The 18,076-nt window shown below is 37.3% G+C and carries 16 protein-coding genes and 2 pseudogenes (1 of these 18 cut by a window edge); 15 read left to right on the top strand and 3 right to left on the bottom strand.

The annotated features are described in order from the left end of the window. Nucleotides 1-500, top strand: partial view of an O-methyltransferase gene (locus tag CLV95_RS05730; RefSeq protein ID WP_002734050.1) — the 3' portion only. 196 nt of this gene lie to the left of the window's left edge; the window shows 500 of its 696 coding nt (coding positions 197-696); its start codon lies beyond the left edge, outside the window; the stop codon is at nt 498-500. A 240-nt stretch (nt 501-740) separates the two neighbouring features. On the opposite strand, the gene CLV95_RS05725 is transcribed toward CLV95_RS05730, so the two are convergent. Next, a complete protein-coding gene (locus CLV95_RS05725) occupies nt 741-1,826 on the bottom strand; it encodes an LIC10774 family surface protein (RefSeq protein WP_002734058.1) in 1,086 nt (361 codons plus the stop codon). A 1,457-nt stretch (nt 1,827-3,283) separates the two neighbouring features. Here CLV95_RS05725 and CLV95_RS05715 point away from each other — a divergent pair. Continuing rightward, complete coding sequence (locus CLV95_RS05715; RefSeq protein ID WP_016561285.1) at nt 3,284-4,759, top strand: WGR domain-containing protein; 1,476 nt, start codon at nt 3,284-3,286, stop codon at nt 4,757-4,759. 439 nt (nt 4,760-5,198) lie between these two features. Here CLV95_RS05715 and CLV95_RS05705 read toward each other — a convergent pair whose 3' ends face one another. Continuing rightward, nucleotides 5,199-6,656 (bottom strand): SBBP repeat beta-propeller lipoprotein, LipL53 family, encoded by a 1,458-nt coding sequence (locus tag CLV95_RS05705; RefSeq protein ID WP_002734128.1) that lies wholly within the window; start codon nt 6,654-6,656, stop codon nt 5,199-5,201. A 1,267-nt stretch (nt 6,657-7,923) separates the two neighbouring features. Here CLV95_RS05705 and CLV95_RS05695 point away from each other — a divergent pair. From CLV95_RS05695 to CLV95_RS05685, 3 genes are all read left to right on the top strand, one after another. Further along, nucleotides 7,924-8,103, top strand: a complete 180-nt coding sequence (locus tag CLV95_RS05695) for a hypothetical protein (protein ID WP_016561300.1) — start codon at nt 7,924-7,926, stop codon at nt 8,101-8,103. A gap of 209 nt (nt 8,104-8,312) precedes the next feature. Continuing rightward, nucleotides 8,313-8,630: a hypothetical protein gene (locus CLV95_RS05690; RefSeq protein WP_016749015.1), complete on the top strand. Its 318-nt coding sequence runs from the start codon at nt 8,313-8,315 to the stop codon at nt 8,628-8,630. After that, entirely contained in the window at nt 8,609-8,881 is a 273-nt protein-coding gene (locus tag CLV95_RS05685) for a DUF3800 domain-containing protein (RefSeq protein ID WP_026053995.1), read from the top strand. The genes CLV95_RS05690 and CLV95_RS05685 overlap by 22 nt, the downstream gene beginning before the upstream one ends. 46 nt (nt 8,882-8,927) lie before the next feature. Here CLV95_RS05685 and CLV95_RS05680 read toward each other — a convergent pair. Next, nucleotides 8,928-9,690, bottom strand: a pseudogene (locus tag CLV95_RS05680) (IS5 family transposase). Between the two features lie 72 nt (nt 9,691-9,762). Between CLV95_RS05680 and CLV95_RS05675 the strand changes: the two are divergent. From CLV95_RS05675 to CLV95_RS05625, 10 genes and pseudogenes are all read left to right on the top strand, one after another. Beyond that, nucleotides 9,763-9,942 (top strand): annotated as a pseudogene (locus CLV95_RS05675) (DUF2130 domain-containing protein); the annotation flags it as partial. Between the two features lie 71 nt (nt 9,943-10,013). Next, nucleotides 10,014-11,222 (top strand): SIR2 family NAD-dependent protein deacylase, encoded by a 1,209-nt coding sequence (locus CLV95_RS05670; protein WP_016561305.1) that lies wholly within the window; start codon nt 10,014-10,016, stop codon nt 11,220-11,222. Next, nucleotides 11,212-13,095 (top strand): ATP-binding protein, encoded by a 1,884-nt coding sequence (locus CLV95_RS05665; RefSeq protein ID WP_002734021.1) that lies wholly within the window; start codon nt 11,212-11,214, stop codon nt 13,093-13,095. Before CLV95_RS05670 ends, CLV95_RS05665 begins: the two co-directional genes overlap by 11 nt. A 4-nt stretch (nt 13,096-13,099) precedes the next feature. Continuing rightward, the gene (locus CLV95_RS05660; RefSeq protein WP_016749018.1) at nt 13,100-13,309 is read left to right on the top strand and encodes a KTSC domain-containing protein; all 210 of its coding nucleotides are present in this window, start codon (nt 13,100-13,102) and stop codon (nt 13,307-13,309) included. 335 nt (nt 13,310-13,644) lie between these two features. After that, entirely contained in the window at nt 13,645-14,202 is a 558-nt protein-coding gene (locus tag CLV95_RS05655; protein ID WP_002734114.1) for a dihydrofolate reductase family protein, read from the top strand. A gap of 571 nt (nt 14,203-14,773) precedes the next feature. Next, a complete protein-coding gene (locus tag CLV95_RS05650; protein ID WP_228003530.1) occupies nt 14,774-15,091 on the top strand; it encodes a hypothetical protein in 318 nt (105 codons plus the stop codon). Between the two features lie 454 nt (nt 15,092-15,545). After that, nucleotides 15,546-15,776, top strand: coding sequence for a ribbon-helix-helix domain-containing protein (locus CLV95_RS05645; RefSeq protein ID WP_002733962.1), 231 nt, complete (start codon nt 15,546-15,548; stop codon nt 15,774-15,776). Further along, entirely contained in the window at nt 15,773-16,171 is a 399-nt protein-coding gene (vapC, locus tag CLV95_RS05640; RefSeq protein WP_002734031.1) for a type II toxin-antitoxin system tRNA(fMet)-specific endonuclease VapC, read from the top strand. Before CLV95_RS05645 ends, vapC begins: the two co-directional genes overlap by 4 nt. A 451-nt stretch (nt 16,172-16,622) precedes the next feature. Next, a complete protein-coding gene (locus CLV95_RS05630) occupies nt 16,623-17,231 on the top strand; it encodes a dihydrofolate reductase family protein (protein ID WP_002734233.1) in 609 nt (202 codons plus the stop codon). Nucleotides 17,232-17,290: 59 nt separating this feature from the next. Next, nucleotides 17,291-17,974 carry a flagellin N-terminal helical domain-containing protein gene (locus CLV95_RS05625; protein WP_011670816.1) on the top strand — a complete coding sequence of 228 codons (684 nt, stop codon included), beginning with the start codon at nt 17,291-17,293 and terminating at the stop codon, nt 17,972-17,974. The last annotated feature ends 102 nt before the right edge of the window (nt 17,975-18,076 follow it).

The raw sequence follows: 18,076 nt of genomic DNA, 5'->3' as shown, positions 1-18,076 counted from the left end.
AGATCGGAACGTTTACGGGATATTCTTCCCTTTGTTTCGCGACCGCATTACCGGAAGACGGAAAAATTCTCTGTTGCGACATCAGTGAAGAATGGACTCAAGTCGCTCGGAAATATTGGAAAGAAAGCGGTCTTGAACCTAAGGTTCGTTTGAAGATCGGATCTGCATTAGAAACTTTGCAACTACTCTTGGATTCGAAATCCGCTCCGGAATGGGCTTTCGATTTTACGTTCGGACCTTCCTCGGTCGATTTGATTTTTTTGGACGCTGATAAGGAGAATTATCCGAACTATTATCCTTTGATTTTAAAACTTCTCAAACCGGGTGGCTTATTGATTGCAGATAACGTTTTGTGGGACGGAAGCGTGATCGACTCGGCTCATCAGGAACCTTCCACGATCGGGATTCGAAAATTCAACGGACTTGTTCGTAGCGACCTAAACGTGGACGTGAGTATGGTTCCGATTGCCGACGGGGTTTCGCTGATTCGAAAAAAGTAAATCGAGTCTTTATAAAATATATATCGCCGCGTGATCGTAAATGAAATTTTGATTTACTCTTGCTCGGGTTTACAATTAGATTCCCATTTTTGGAATTTAAAGGAGTTTTTATTTTAAAACTCAAGCGGGATGGGACTGCGTGAAAGCCGAAAGTTTTCTATTTCAAAAATATTTTTTTCCAAATGTTTGATCGAAGCTCCTTCCCTCGTTTTATATCGAAAAAGAGGGAAGGATCGTTTTTTAGTTACAAGCGTTTGGAGCCACTCCTCCTCCCGCGTAGTAAACGAGAGTTGTATTGCTATAGTTTCTTATGTCCAAGCCGTCGATATGGGTCGAAGACATCGTAGGCGCAAAATGATCCCAATAGTTATTCATTGCGTATTGAGTCTTTGAAATGTTACTACTTCCTCCTATCATTATATCCTCGTATGTATTGCAGGAAAACGTGTTGTTGCCTGCGCTTCCGGTCGTTCCCTGTCCCAAATCAAGTCCTTGCGTAGTGGAGATACCTATGAAGTTTCGAGAGATGAAATTGTTCTCCACTTTGTCATAGGAAGCTCGAATGCCGCCATCTTCAATTCCCCAGTAGTTGGAAGTGATTTGATTTCCGGAGATTGTATTACTACCGACAGCCGTTACGGTAAAATATTCAATATAGATACCGGCTCCCGAGGACATCCCAGTGATCGTATTATTCCTAATTTTTATGGATACGAAATTCTGTATGGAAATCCCTCTTGTAAAATAACCTCCCGGGCTCAGCGGATTCGGGTTGATGATTTTAAACCCGGCAATTTGAGAGTTATTTTTCGGGATGATAGTAGCATTCCAAGCGGTATTATTTACATCGAATCCTCCTCCGTTGATCCAAGTGGGCCCTGTTTTAGGTGTGGTTCCGGGCGGCCCCGCATAAAAGGAAGAAGAGCCTCCGACCAAACCTTTTCCGTCATAGTCTCCATATAGGTTGACTCCGTCCGGAATAGAAATGGGAAATGTCTCCCCGATGGAGGTATCGTAAGTTCCGGGTGCAACGTAAATCATTTTTGTACCGTCGGCCTTGGAGGCTAAAATTGCCTTTGTGATTGTGCGGTAGGGTGCGGACTTTGTGCCTGCGTTGGAGTCGTTTCCTGAAATGGAATCCACGTAATGCATAGGAATATCGATAATCACCAATTCCGAAGATTTCCGATCGGAATGATTTAGAGTTAACGGTTGTTGATTGACGATTCCCAAAATCAACTTGGAAGTGTTGTTGTTTTCTCCGCTTTCCGAAGCACAACCGACTAACAACGATATTATGAAAAAAATACTAAAAATTTGTTTCATTTAATTTCTCCTTGTTTCAAGAATCCGGAATTCTAAAATCAAATCGAAAAATTGTCAAGTTTTGTAGTGTTATTTTTTTGTTTCAAAAAAAATAACATCAGCTATAAGAAAGAATCAAAATTAAAATTCGAAAAAGGATAGTTACTAACGACATATTTGTGTTAGGCGATTCTACAATGAGAGCCTCTAATTGATTTGAATTTAAAACTTATTGTAAGTTTCCTAATAACTACGCATTAGATTTCATAGAGTGATTTCCATAAGATAAAGCGATGGCTCTTTCCGAGATAAAAGATAGGATAGTAGGCTATTGATTTTTGGAGGCGTCCCAAGATAATCAGTTAGGAGATATCGTAAGTAACGTGAATTTGATATAAGAAAGTTCTGCAAATCATTCGCAAACTTCATAACTAAAATGGCTCGCAAGCTAAAACGCTTTTGTAAAAAGCGTTTTAGCTGAGTGTTTCAAACTAAAGTGTTGCTTTTTGTGGATATAGCATAATAATCGCTTTCACATTTGTTATGCCGAACTCACGTTTAAGTAGCGTTTATCATAGATTGAATGTCTGTATCGCTAAAAGTAAAATGGAACTTTTATCGTCTCTTGGTTGATTCCGTATGGATTGAATTTATGCCTGTCCCAAAACCTCGGATGTAGGAATTCCTACGAGAGTGTTCCAACGATAAAATCCGTTGGGAATTCACAAATCTACGATTTCTTGAATCGGTTAGAATCTGCAGCCGGATTTCGCTCTTTCGATTGTTTTACTTTAAACCTCGAGAATCTCTTTTGTTTCCTGTAAATTGATTTATAGAGCCGAAAATGACACGGTAAAGAGGAACTTTGTGGCTCAGAGTGAAAACGCCTCTGCTTTGCGGATTTGATCTTAGAATGTGCCCTTTAGCGATCTTTCTGCTTGAGTTGTTTTATCCTAAGAACAGTTCCCGATATATTATATTATCCTGCGGTATATAAAATTTGCGAAAATACCAATCGATCGTCGTGAATGTTTTCTCTAACGAGTTAAATTATTTAATAGAGTTGTTGAAAAATTCCATGATTCGGATTAACAAAACCGCTTCAAACATCCATTTCAACGAAGCAGAAACGGACAGAGAATTAATTTTTCAACAACTCTAATGAGAAATATGCGAAAAATTATTTACTACTTCGATTGGCCCCCCATATATCAGATAAAAAGTGTATTTTCTGGGTTTGAAAAGTTAGGCGCGAGACTTTGCATTTATCGCAAAAACGGAAAGTAAACTGCATATGGGGCGGATCACCTGTATTAGTCGGTGCTTTAGCAGAAAAGTTTCTCTAAGATTACACAAGAAGTTTCATAGTCTACTGCTAAAGGAAAAAATACATCCTAAAACGAAAAAACGTCAAACCGGATGTGTTTTTATAAAATTTAAATATAATAATAAATTAAAATACACTTCAAGCGGATCTTATGAAGCACTACCTAACTTATAAAGGCGATACATCGGACAAATTTTGGAGCATAGAAGTTTTGGGAAATTCCTTTACCATTATTTATGGCAAAACAGGCGCTGCCGGAACATCTCAAACTAAAAATTTTAAAACTGAAGAAGCCTGCTTAAAAGAAGCGCGTAAGATACTCTCTGAAAAATTAAAGAAGGGTTATGTAGAAAAAAATGATATAAATGGAAAGTCAGTTCTTAATGATAATAAGAAACCCAAATCGGACAAGGAGAGTCGAAAGGAAATAGATAAAACTATAATTCCAAAAATTGAAAAGCAATCGAAATCTGATTCACAAAAGATCGAAGAACGACCGAAGGATAAAGTCGAACCGTCATCTCAGAAAACCGTAAAACAAGATTTAGAAACTATTCCATCAGAAAGTTCTAAAGAGTTAAATAAGATCAGTCTTTATTATCAAGGTGACGGTAGTGACAAAGTTTATCATGTAAATATAGATCCGGAAGGAGATGGGTATGTGGTTCTCTTCGCTTTTGGCAGACGTGGAAGTACTCTTCAAACCGGGACCAAGACTTCAAAGCCGGTTTCTTACGAATCCGCTCAAAAAATTATGAACCAGCTCGTAAACTCCAAAATGTCGAAAGGATATACGAAAGGAGAATCCGGAACTCCTTATCTTCATACAAACAAAGAAGAACGAATAAGCGGTGTTCATTGTCAACTTCTCAATCCTATCGAGGAAGAGGAACTCTCCGCGTATATTGAAAATGATCAATATGGAGCTCAGGAAAAATTGGACGGCAATCGTATGATGATCCGAAAGACCGGAGACAACGTGGAAGGAATCAATCGCAAGGGTCTAATTATCGCGATTTCACAAATCATATACGAATATGCTCTCGGTTTTCAGGACGACTTTATTTTGGATGGGGAGTCGGTCGGAGACGTATTTTATCCTTTCGACATTTTTTCGAAAGACGGAAAAGATATTCAACATCTTTCCTACCAAGAGCGTTATGCGATACTTCAGTCCATCTTAAAGGGTAGGGACAAAACCTTTTGTCTTGTTGAATTGGTAGTCTCCACAAAAGACAAAAAAGGACTTCTCGAAAAATTGCGGGAAAAACAAAAGGAAGGAATCGTATTCAAAGATTTGAGTGCTCCTTACAAAGCGGGTAGACCCGCAAGCAGAGGGGCTCAGATTAAATTCAAATTTTACGAGACCGCGACGGTAAGCGTAGAAACAGTAAATCTAAAACGTAGTGTAAGCATGCGTCTTTACGACGGAAAGTCCTGGATTCATGTTGGAAACGTAACCATACCGATTAATTTCGAAATGCCTCAAGAAAGGAATATTATAGAAGTACGTTATTTGTACGCATACAGAGGGGGTTCTTTGTATCAACCCACTTATCTGGGAATTCGAAGTGATGCGGACGAAAACGACTGCGATTTAAATCAGCTTAAATACAAAAGTATTTAATAAAAATGTAATCCCTCATTCCAAAAAATTACACAGTGGATTGCATCCTAAGGATTTTTTTACAGATAACACCCATATTTGAAAGTACGGATTGTCCCGTGTAATTAACGTGAGTTCGGTTTAACAAATGCGAAAGCGATTGTAGTGGAAATTCCGAAGGAATTGGAGCATTATGTTGCGACCGTAGGCAGCAACATTGAGTTAAAGCGCGGTCCAGCCTTTGCTTGCAAAGGCTGGATTCGCCCAAACTTTCTTACAGCGCGTACCAAAACTGGGACAGAGCTTTATATCGAACTCATGTTAATTAAATTGATTACTGAAATTTGTTTTTTTATTCTCACACAACACAATTCAGGTGTTTCAAACAACGTTTCTCGAGTAGTTTAAAATTTCGTTTTATTCCAGACGAATATTTGGAACGTTCGTTCCTGAAAAGGAATCATCTGAACTTTATTAGAAATGTATCTATGGCTCCCATCATTTCATTTCCAAAAAGCTCCTCGAATACGTTTCGGGTTGCCCATCCGGTAGAATAAAGATTCCCATCAAAGTCGGCTCCGATTCCCGAACCCACCATAGTCGATCGGATGATTCCCCACTGCCATAATCGTCGGACTTCTCCGGAAGAACTGTGTTTTGTTACAAAGACGTCGTGGTCGCCTTCCGAAGGGCCTGCATTAAATTTGATGAATCCATTGGTTTGACCCGTCGTGAAGACGTTTCCTGCTCTGTCGGTTGTTATTTCGTCTATTATAGTCAGCTTTTGAGCCGTGGGAGGACCGAATTGTCTGATCCATTGTTGAACGCCGGATGAATCGTATTTTACAATGGTTCCAAGATAACCCGTTTCATCCAGTTTCAAGCCGAAATCCGCATTACTATATCCTCCTACAAGAACGTTTCCGAATCGATCTACAGTGATGGCCTTACCAAAAACTGATTTCAGAGGGACACCGAGTTGTGCAAAGAATTGTCGGTTTCCGTTACTATCGTATTTAAGAATGAAAAGGTCGTTTTCTCCGATACCGGGAGTTGAATTGGTCGCAAAGTTTGCGTTGCGTCCGGAACCGCTCATGTAAATATTACCCGTAATTTTGTCAAAGGCGACTCCAACCGGAATGATCTCCGCTCCTGGAATGGAAAGTTGTTCGATCCAAATCTGGTTTCCGTTGGTATCAAGTTTGACGATAAATCCGTTACCTCTCTTTATACTGTTTCCTCCGAATGGTCCGTTTGAGGTTCCAACAATATAAGAATTTCCGAATGTATCTACGGTGATTTTTTTGGGAGAGACCTCATATCTTTTATCGTTTACCCCTGTTTGTTTGATCCAATTTATAACTCCGTTCGAGTCGAACTTAATTACGAACATGTCTTGGTTTTCCAAGACATGTATGTTTTCAAGAGAACCAATTATAGAACCGGTTACATATGCGTTTCCTTCGGGATCGACCGCAATTCCCGTAACATTCAATTTTGTGCCCAGGACTCCTGGTATGGATCGCATCCAGATTACATTTTCCCGGGAATCATATTTCGCGAGGATCAGATCTTGACCTCCATGTATCCACTTGTTGGTCAATTCATCATAAAAAGGATCGCTGTCTATATCGGCTGCGACGTAAACAAAACCCTTTTCATCTACTGCGAGTTTAGAATCTTTGGTTATTTTGTTAGGATTTCCACCATATAACGAAGCCCATTCAAGACTGACAGAATTTTCCCGCAACGGTGTTTCTTGTACATCTAAGGAATCTAGATTTCCATGAGCGGCGATAGAACCGATGTTATTCCCTTGAACTAAAGGAATCAGAAAGTAGTCGTTTGTTTTCGCATCGGATGTAGGCGAACAAACTTGAAATAAGAATATGGAAAAAAGAATCAAAAGATGTATCATAATTTTCCTCAACACTCGGTATACTTTTCATTCTTCGACTAAAAAAAGTCCAAGGTTTTTTAAAGAGAAATTCTGGGAGAAGTAGGGTGTTTTACCCTATTTGAAAAAAGAATAGGAAATGAATGTTTCCCTATAAGAGTCGTCTTACCTTTTTTATATTTCTAAACCAATTTTTATCGAAGCATTCGTTCTGGATCTTTCCATTAAAACGTTTTCAGTTGTTTAGAATTATGAAGATCGATGCCTTTCTTTAAAGTCTGTTTCAAAAAAGGTTTCGATTCAACTCAGGACCATCTTATCGACAACGATTGACTTTAAATAATGTGAGTTCGATATGAGAAAGTTTGGGCGAACCCAGCCTTTGCTTGCAAAGGCTGGACAAAACCCGTCGAGCGCCAATAGAAGCGAGACGCTTTAGTTGCCAGCTTGATCTTTCTGATAAAGCAGAATTAAGTTTTGGGATACGCTGTAAAGTACCAATAACTTGACCTCGCATCGATCCCTTTCGCATTGATTAGGCCGAACTCACGTTAAATATGTAGATCTCAGAGACTTCATTCAGAATTCGTATCACTCATTTCGAGGTGATTACAATTCTTAATCTTGTATTTGGCTTTCCCGTTTTCTTTGTATAATTCTTTCTTAAATTTTTCCCAGTTATCCTATCCGTTAATTGACACAACAAATGTTTATGATTTAGTATTGGGTCTAATCTATTTTGAAACAGTTCAGGGCGAGCTTTTTTCTGGTTTCATTTTCTCCGGGTTTTATGGATTTTCCCATGATTTTGTTTTTTACACTTCATTCTTGCAAAACATTTTATTTGCGTTATTGGACATTTATCCCTTTTTAAGGACGGTTCTATACAATCAAATTTTAGCATATTCTTGTTTCGTGCAGATTTGCCCGTTATTTGTGGGAAAAAATGACAAAAATGATACTACCGAAATTTCCTTGACCCTACACTACCGAATATTACTTTTTTCAAAATTTATGTGACTTATGGGGCGAAGCTATAGGTTCGGTTATTTTATTATTTTAAAAATTACTATACTCTTAATTAGTATTTATTAATTCTTTTCTTTTTAAAAAAGAGAGGAGGATTCTTATTGGTTCAGCATTGATTCAAAAGAGTATGACTTTGTGTGAAAATTATCAGAAGTTACTACTCGAAGCATGAAAAGAATACCGTAATATGCTTGTTTCAAAAGTTAAAATATAGAATCTTTTTCAAAAAAGCCAACAATTCTGGATTCGATATAATTTTATGAAATTATCCTCATCTGTTGACGATGATATGGAAAATAACGCTGCCCTATGGAAACCTGATAAAGTAATTTTCGTATCATCAAATGGTTTTGATCAGGATGCTTTTACTATTACGGAAAGTAAGGATATAATTTATTTCGAAAAATCGGGAAAAGGTTTTAAAGAAGTATTTTTATAAATTTGTACCTTCACCTAACTTCGGTTTCTCACTGCGCTTCGGGATTGCTAAGGCAACCCTCGTTCGGGCTAAAGCCACATTGTTTTGTCACTTCGGTTCGCGCGATGGCGCTAAGACGCCCCGAGAACCTCGTGCCAATCACACGTGCAAAAGCGCTCGCGACCGCAATGTCGAGGAGACTCTTTCGTTAGACGCAATTCCTAATATTTATGAGAAAAAAGAGTTTAGCTGAAAGAGCTTTAGATTGGGAGCCAGATGGCGTTGAAGATGCCGAAGATAGGACAATATTTATTCGTTTTATGGCAACGCACTGTGTAGGAATTCGTAATTCGAAAAAAATCGAAAATTTAATAAAAGAGATCCCTTTCCAAGGAACTTATAATAGAAATTCATTTCAGCACAGAATAGTTATACCTTTTAAAAAGGAAGGCGAGTTTTTTATCGGATCTTCTAGTCTTGGAATTTTTTTAGTGAACAATCCTGATGATGCAGAGCATGCTACTCAATTTTATGTAAACAGAATTTAATATTTGATGAGTACGGCGGAAAAAATTCAAAGTTCCAAAATGAATTTTTTGAATATCTACGAAATAATGCTGACGGATTTCCAATTGGGACTATTTCACAAATGGAAATGTTATCTAGTAAAAACGAACCTTTGATTCAATTAGCAGATATAATTGCTGGTCTTATAAAGAACAAAGCAAAAAATAAATTTGATTTTATCCGGTATGTCATTGATAGAGCTGTCAAAATTGAATATTTTCCACCTTTCTAATAAGCGCACGCTGACTAACTTCATCTCCTCGCTTTGTTCGGGATTGCTAAGAGCCGGCCCCAGAACTACTTAAGAGCCATTCTGATAGGATCAGAGTAAAAACAATTTTCAGAATGGGCAAATAATTATTTTCTTTAAATTCCCAACATGTTTTAGCAGTTCTAAATGCGTTAATCCAAGCAAAAGTCCTCTCAACGATCCATCGAAATTTTTTTAAAGGGAGAATATATTCAGGATATTTTGTATTCTTTTTATTTGGGATTCTATATCGAGTTTTTCTTTTCCTTAGATCACTTTTGATTGGTTGTCCGATGTAGGCTTTATCGAGAGATAATATTTCCGGTTTCAAAAACCTCTTATTTCTATAAACTCGAAAGTTTTCTAACGTGGGAACGAGGAGTTTAGAATCGTGGGTCCCGGAATGAGAGATTACAAACGAATTGGTACCCCTAATCGGTCAACGAGGATATGTCTTTTAACGCGATCCGTCGGATTTGGTCCGGTGAAAAGCCCCTTTGGGAGCCCTCACTTGACTTTCATCATCAGCCATTTCCTTTCGTCCTAATCTTAATAGAATGATCATAGAGCTTTAAAGCTTCTTTATGAATCTTATCAAAAATTCTTCACATCGGGGCATATATCTCCAAAGAATTCCTGTTTTAACTCGATAGAATATCGCAGCAAGGGCTGTTCTATCATCCAAGCGAGGACGACCCCGTTTGAAAGGAGGCGCCTATTCTTTGGAAGTAATTCTTTTAATTTTAGCCAAAATAGGTTCAGGGATCTAAATGTCCTAATTTCGATTTCATACTCTACATTTTACATTTAGCGACTTAAGTACAGGTAAGTTTTGGGATAAGCTATTAGTAGGTCTTGAATTTAGACAGCGAATAGAATCCATGGGAGATACCTTCAAAGAGATGAAGAATGATTTGGATTCTGAAAAGATCACTATGGAAAAAATTTGGTCGAAGCGAGAAAAACAAATGCATAGAATAATTCAGAATACGGCAGGTATGTATGGCGATCTGACTGGGTTAGGAGCAACTTACCTGTTGTAAAAAATTTGGAGTTACCAAACGAGTAGAATTTATGCTTTTCTTTTATTTGAAAACATGCGGAGAAATTTACAATGCTTAATAATCACGATCCCGTTCGCCATTTAGAGTATATTAGACAATCATTATCGCAAGATAAAAAGCCAATAGGTTTTTTTATCGCATCCGGCTGCCCACTTGCAGTTGATTTGCCTCCGGATAAATGGCCATTAATTCCTGATATAAAGAACCTAACAGTTTGGCTTAACAATGAATTAAAAAATGATAAGAAATATAAAGCCTTACTACAAGAACTAATAAAAGCGGGGAAGAGTCCTGAGAACGTTGAAGATATCTTAAGCTTTATTCGCGGGCTTTTGGAAGTTTCAAAAGGAGAAAGTGTTAGAGGATTCAATGAGTCAGATTTAGCAGAATTAGAAAAAAGTATTTGTAATTTAATAGTTAAAAAAATTGACGTTCTTCTTCCTGATACAGAAACACCTTATCATAAATTGGTAAAGTGGATTAGTTCTATTGATCGTGAAGTTCCAATCGAAATATTTACAACAAATTACGATATACTAATGGAGCAAGCGCTTGAGAAATTGGAAGTCCCTTATTTCGATGGCTTTGTAGGGGCTAGGAGGCCTTTTTTTGACTTACGATCTGTTGCAGACCGTTTAATTCCAAGTCACTGGACTAGAATTTGGAAAATTCATGGTTCTATCAACTGGTATCAGGAAATAGTAAATGGCCAAAGAATAATTTATAGATCTTCTGAAATAAAGAATGATGCTGCTCACCTCATTTATCCCTCCCATTTGAAATATGAGGAAAGCAAGAAGATGCCTTATTTGGCTTTGATTGAGCAATTAAATATGTTTATCAGGCAAAAGTCTTCACTACTGATAATCGTTGGTTATTCATTTGGTGATGAACACTTGAACGATACGATAGTAAATGCACTAAAATCTAACCCGACCGCAATGGTTTTATCTCTTATGTATAATACATATCTTGATAATTCTAAGGAAAGATATGCCAAGGCATATAAGATAGCCTTAGATCGGCATAACTTGAATGTATGGACTTTCGATAAAGCAATTATTGGAACAAATTTGGGTTCATGGATACAAAAGAAGGTAGCACCAGAGCCAAGCTTAAATAACTATATATCACAAACTAAGGTGAAAGATGATCCAGAAGAATATGAAACCTGGATAAAGTTAGGTGATTTTTCTATCTTTTCAGATTTTCTCAAGACTTTGATTGGCGAAGAATTCGAGTATAAAGATGAAAAATAGGGAAACTTTCTTAGGTAATGTACAAGATGTAAATGGTACGACAGTTAGTGTTCTCCTTACAGAAGAATCCCTAACGGATTTTATCTATATAGATGGCCAAGGATATCGTATAGGACAAATTGGAAGTTTTGTTCGGATTCCGATAGGTTTCTTTGATTTGTTTGGCATCGTTAGTCAAGTAGGCGCGAGTTCTGTGCCAGAAAGCAATAAAGAAACTGATTCTTATGCTAATCGATGGATGACAATCCAACTTATTGGCGAAAGTCAAAGGAATGGAACTTTTCAACGAGGGATTTCGCAATATCCAACCTTAGGTGATGAGATCCATCTTGTGTCGGAAAAAGAGCTCCATCGTATTTATGGACAACCAGATAAACCATATTTCGTAAAGCTTGGGCATATTGCGAATGCAGAATCCATACCTGCACTAGTTGATATTAATAAGTTAGTTACTCGTCACTCTGCTATAGTTGGCACTACGGGCTCAGGAAAATCGACTACGGTTGCCAGTATCATTAACGCTTTATCAAATCAAGAACTTTATCCATCTGCCAGGATTCTCATTTTAGATCTACACGGAGAATATGGTAATGCCTTATTTGATAGAGCGAATATTTTTAAGATTAATGCAAGCAGTAAGGCAAAATTCAAGGAAAATGAACTTCAAATCCCATTTTGGGCACTAAATTTTGATGAGCTTTGTGAGGTCTGCTTTGGTGAGTTCAGTGATGAAAAGGCACGTAATATCATTTTAGAAAAAATTCAAAGCGAAAAAGTAAAATCATTAGAAAAGAATCCTAAAAAAGGAGTAACACAAGACTCTCTAAGCGTTGATTCACCTATTCCGTTTAATATTCATAATTTATGGCATCAGCTATATATAGAAACCTTTGGCACGTATTATAAAGGTCCTGCTGGACGGCCGATTGATAATTTAGCTTATGAATTAGATTCTCAAGGCCGAGAACAAAAGGGTAATCCAATACAGGGAATCGCTCCAATTTTTAAAAATGTTAAAAATGATAGTGAAGATAAGGAAAAGATACATTACTTACCCAATGCGCTTAACTTTGGAAAACAACTATTATTACTTGGCTCTAAACTGAGGATTCCTCGATATGATTTTATTTTTAAACCGAAAGACTTGTTGCCAGATAAAGATGGAAAGGTTGAGAAAGATTTAGATTCACTATTAAAAAGTTGGATAGGTAGTGAAAAACCAGTCACAATTCTTGATTTATCCGGTGTACCATCAGATATTCTTTATACAACAATCGGTATTCTTCTTAGACTTTTGTATGAGGCACTTTTTTGGTCTCGTGATTTATCTCAGGGTGGACGGCATCGTCCTTTACTATTTGTCATGGAAGAAGCGCATATTTATTTAAACGAAAATTCGAAAGGAATGGCTTCTAAGGTTGTCCAAAGAATAGTAAAAGAAGGGAGAAAATATGGAATTGGTGCTATGATTGTAAGTCAGAGACCTTCTGAAGTGAATGCAACAATTCTCTCTCAATGTGGAACATTCTTTGCTATGAGACTAGCAAATTCTCAGGATAGAGGTCAAATTACAGGAACTATATCTGATAATTTAGAAGGTTTAACAAATATGCTTCCAATATTAAGAACAGGTGAGGCAATTATTTTGGGTGAAGCAGTTAAATTACCTATGCGTACACAAATTGAACCCCCACCACAGAGCAGGAGACCGGATAGTCAAGATCCAATCGTCTATGATGAAGTATTGGAATCCGATTCGCAAGTGCCTGGAGGATGGGGTATAAAAATGGAAAAAGATCCAAGATTTGAAGAGATAGTGGAAGTCTGGAGATCACAAAATCATCGAATTAGTAGAATTAAGGAGGATAATTAAAATTATGCAAAGAGAAAATGTTTCTTCAACGAATATAAGGTCAATAGGATATGATTCAGAAACATCAACTTTAGAAGTTGAATTTTTAAACGGTGGAACATATCAGTATTTTGATGTACCTGAATCCATTCATCAAGGATTAATGAGTGCAGTTTCACATGGTGAATATTTAGCTGCGTGCATTAAAGGCTCCTATAGATACTCTAAAGTGTAATATGTAAAATGAAATTGATTTTAAAGGAAATGTTGGTTGATTAAAATACTAATCGATTTTAATAAAAACCGTTATTTACCGCTCCGTTCGAGATTGCTCATGCGATCCTCACTCCGGGTTAAAGCTGCATTGCTTTACTCGCTTGACTACATAGTAAAAGAAGGATATTTCAGTAAGATATACTTGCGTTCCTTTGCGTGATTAACACTTCGAGATCAGCGGCGTCTGTAAGTTCTATTGTTATGCGTCTTACTGACGTTCTACCAGCCAGTTGCAGGTTTGACCAGGCGGTACGCGAATTTTTCATCTAAACATCACAAAAGAGAGGTCTTCTCATGAGAAAGGTTGTTTTTGGAATCAACATTACCACCGACGGGTACTGCAACCACGAGGACATGATTGCCGACGCAGAGCTGCATGAATATTTCACGAAGCAACTCCGCAATACGAGTGTCATCCTCTTTGGCCGCACAACTTATCAACTTATGGTGCCCTATTGGCCCGATGTCGCCAAGAACCAAGTGGAGGACGCAGCAACCAATGAGTTTGCACGCGTGTTCGACTCGCTCGACATAGTCGTATTCTCCACGACATTGAAAGAAGTTGCCGGGCACAAGACGAGAATCGTCCACGCAAATGTTGCTGAAGAGGTGCTTGCGCTCAAGCAGCAGCCTGGAAAAGACATTTCTGTAGGTAGCTTGAGTATTGCGTCCCAACTTTCGCAGCATCATCTGATTGACGAGTATCATTTTGTGGTTCATCCGGTAGTCGCCGGAAAAGGACCTCGGCTATTCGAAACGGTGACGCCGCAAAACAGACTCCAACTAGACCTCATTGCTTCAAAGAACTTTCAATCCGGTGTCGTTGCCCTTCAGTATAGAAGGCATACGTGACTAGAAAGCCCAAACGAAACTTACTTTTCCACAAAGTGTGTTTTGGGTGGTAGGCAAGGAACGCATAACTTCCGGGGTCGCACATTCGTTTTATCACTCGGCTTGCGGGACGTAACTACGTTCACTAATGATTACTCGAACCTCAGTCAATCCTTCGCGCATATGCGCCCCGAGCCGCAATGAATTAGATATATCTTATATACAAAGTTCTACTTACTAAGTCTTCTTTTACCAATCAATCTGACATCGATGAAATTAGGACAACAGTGACTCTGAGTTTTAGTCAAGTAGTGGAAAAGTATGTTCATTATATTAAAATTCATCGTGGTGGAGATGCAGAAATCCCTTCCTTTCGTATGAATATAATAGAGTTGTTGAAAAATTCCATGATTCGAATTAACAAAACCGCTTCAAACATCCATTTCAACAAAGCAGAAACGGACAGAGAATTAGTTTTTCAACAACTCTAATGCTTTTAACTCAAGGAGGGATTTTAAGAAAAAACTACATGAAGATATACTTTTATTCTAACTTTCCGGACGATTTGTTATATAGTGAAAGAGAACTTCAAATGAAATGGTATAAAGGAAAAGGTGCTTGTGGAATATCTTGGAAAACAGGTCGACATGTAGTTTATGATTCTGCAGATTCAAATTTAAAAGATCCGATTAATTCATTAACTAAGAAGCAAAAAGAGCTTTTTAATGGTAACCAATCTATTTTGAGTATTCCGATTTGGAGCAAATTTAGGAAAAATAAAAGGGTTTTTGCTATTTTAAATTTAGATAGTAACCATAAAGCGGACTTGATTTTAATTAAAAATGCTGGGATATTGGGGCCTCAGAAACGAAATTATATTACTTTCATACGTTCTTTCAGATTTTCATAATAAAGTATTAGACAATAAATAAAACTGATAAAAATCATGGAACGCCGCCGAGAAAGGTAAAAATCCATATTAGCAGAGATAACCCACCAAAAATTTTTATTTCTAAAAAAGATAATTTTAAAGAGGGTCCCGCGAAAAAAATTGAATCTGGAAATTATCGATTGGTTGAGTAGTGCATATCGACTAACTTCGGCTTCTTACTGTGTTCGTTTCTCCGGTTTCCGCTTGGACTCAACCGCACATTTTCTTTATCGCTCGCTAAAGTTTGCTCAAGGCCTCAGTCAGCTTCTTTGTGTATATGTATTCGGAGACGTAACGTCGAGAAGACTTACTTCGTTCGGTGTAATTGTAAAGTTCGTCTTAAAACGGGAAATTAAGATCTCCTTTTGTATTTTTACTATCTTGACAAAGATTATACTTGCCTATATACTTGTTTGATGGAGGATTGAGTGATATGCCTCAAGTTTCGTTATATCTTGATCAAGATACTTTAAAAAAGATCGAAACTGCCGCTAAGAAAGAAAAGATTTCTATTTCCCAATGGGTTAGAGTAAAAATACAAAGTTCTCTAGATAAAAACTGGCCTGAAGATTATTTTAGTCTTTTTGGTTCCATTAAAGACGAATCGTTTTCTGAACCTAAAAAGTTAAAATTTACAATTGATTCGAAAAGGGAGAAATTGTGAATTACTTTCTCGATACAAATATATGTATTTATTTCTTAAAAGGTAAAGGTGAAAATATAGAGAAGAATATTAGAAAGTTAAATCCAAATCGCATTAAAATACCTTCAGTGGTTAAAGCTGAGTTACTTTTAGGCGCATTTAAAAGTAACGATCAAAAAAAGAATAGGGAAATCGTATTAAGTTTTTTGGACCCATTCGAAATTATCGGATTTAATGATATAGAGTCAGAAATTTATGCGGAAGTTCGTAGTGGTTTAGAAATTCAAGGAATTCCTATTGGACCAAATGATTTGTTAGTCGCTTCGGTTGTTCTAAGCTCAAATGGAATTTTAGTTACTAATAATGAAAAAGAGTTTAAAAGGATTCCAAATTTAAAAATAGAAAATTGGCTTTAGCCTCGTCTTGGACCAAAGCGTTTCATTACAACTCTTCTCTTGCTCGCCATTCACGGTTCTCGCTAAAGTTTGCTCAAGGCCTCATGTCAACTTCTTTGTGTATATGTATTCGGAGACGTAACGTCGAGAAGACATTTGTATTATATGACATATCCAGCCAGGTTTTTAGGATCGTCCGGCATCATATTGGGCGAAACGTGCTACTGATCTCTATAAAATTGAGTGCCATAAATTTTTATTACAAAACCCTATTTCAGTGCAAAATATTCGTACTTTTTTATATACTTTTGAGTAAGAGTTGCATGTTGGAGAAAGATATTGTTGCTTGTTTTTAAATAATATCTATATTATCTTTCCTTTTTATGAAGGGAGGCGATGTAAGATAATTTATTTTGTTATTAATTGATCTTCATTCGAAGTTTTTATAAATTATTAGAAGAGGTGAAATCATATGAGAAGAATAATTGTTTTATCATTCATTACGTTAGATGGAGTCATGCAAGCGCCTGGTGGACCTGAGGAGGATACGTCAGGTGGCTTCAAGTATGGCGGTTGGACTGCGCCGTATTTTGACGAAGTTTCTGGTAAGGTCATGGAAAAACAGATGAAACCTGCGGATTATCTTTTGGGCAGAGAAACATTTGATATTTGGGCCGATTACTGGCCTGAACATGCAGACTTTTGGCCGGGCATCAATGATGGCACAAAATATGTCATGTCCAAGACTATGAAAAAGTCAGATTGGAAAAACTCAGTATTCCTCGAAAGTTTGGCAGATATCGAAAAGCTCAAAAGTTCAGAAGGTTCTGACATTCAAGTTTGGGGTAGTGGCAAACTTGTTCAACTGCTACTTAAGAATGATTTAGTGGATGAGCTATGGCTTAAAATATTTCCCGTTACGCTTGGTATGGGTAAACGTTTGTTTGATGATGGGACCATTCCGGTGGCATTTACATTAATAGACAGTTCTGTTACACCAAGTGGAGTGATTATTGCTAATTACAAGCGAGCCGGAAAAGTCAAGACGGATAGGATACTGTTGGAGTTTAAAGAGAAATAAAATTGGAAAAAATAATTGTTTCATTTAAGAGAATTGGGTAAATCACCGAAAAGTCTGGCATGACTCGTGTTATAAATCGATTTGCTCGATTTTTTTGCTCTATGATTCTGATTAACGCGGGTTATATTTCCTGTTCCCTTATGGAAAAACGCGTTTCGGAAAAGGATGTTTCATTTACTCAAATTGCGGAAGCGCGTAGCTTTTTACAAAGGTTGGAAACACATCTACAAGTAATCACCGAGATTGTACAAAAGAATAGAGTATTGGCCATTCAAAGCGCTCACGGAATTTATGCGGATGAAGATAGAAATCAATTGGACTTACAATTTCAGGAATTACTAAAAGAAATCTGTAGAATTCGTGAAAGCGCTAATTTCAAAAAAAGAACCTTGTTGAATACTGAACATTCCTCTTGGCCGAGGAACATGTCTCTGCAAATCGATCCTTACAGTTCTTCGATTCTATTTCCGTTGCCGGAATTAAAGCTTGAAAAATTCGGCATTCTTTCGTGTAGTTCAAAAGATTTCCAAAGCACAATGGATGTGAAAACGGCAATTTCCGCGAATCGTTCTATCGGTGTTATGGATTATTCTCTCTCGATCTTAAGCTTTGAAAGAACCAGAATTGCCGTCTTGTGGGAGCGGTTGGACTATAGCGAACATTTGCAAGAATTATTAAATGAATCTTTTTCAAATGTAGATTCCTCGTATCTTCTACAAGAAACTCAAAAAAACTCCAATTGAATTACCACGTATAAAAAGTCTGTTTATAAATAGCGCGAGTTTGGTGTAACAAATGCGAAAGCGATTATATGTTTTGACTTGAAACGGCGCCCCTAAGGAAGC

Source organism: Leptospira borgpetersenii serovar Javanica (assembly GCF_003046425.1).
GTDB classification, from domain to species: Bacteria; Spirochaetota; Leptospiria; order Leptospirales; family Leptospiraceae; genus Leptospira; species Leptospira borgpetersenii.
Note: the sequence above shows the minus strand (reverse complement) of the source record. Positions and strands in the feature narration are given on the sequence as shown.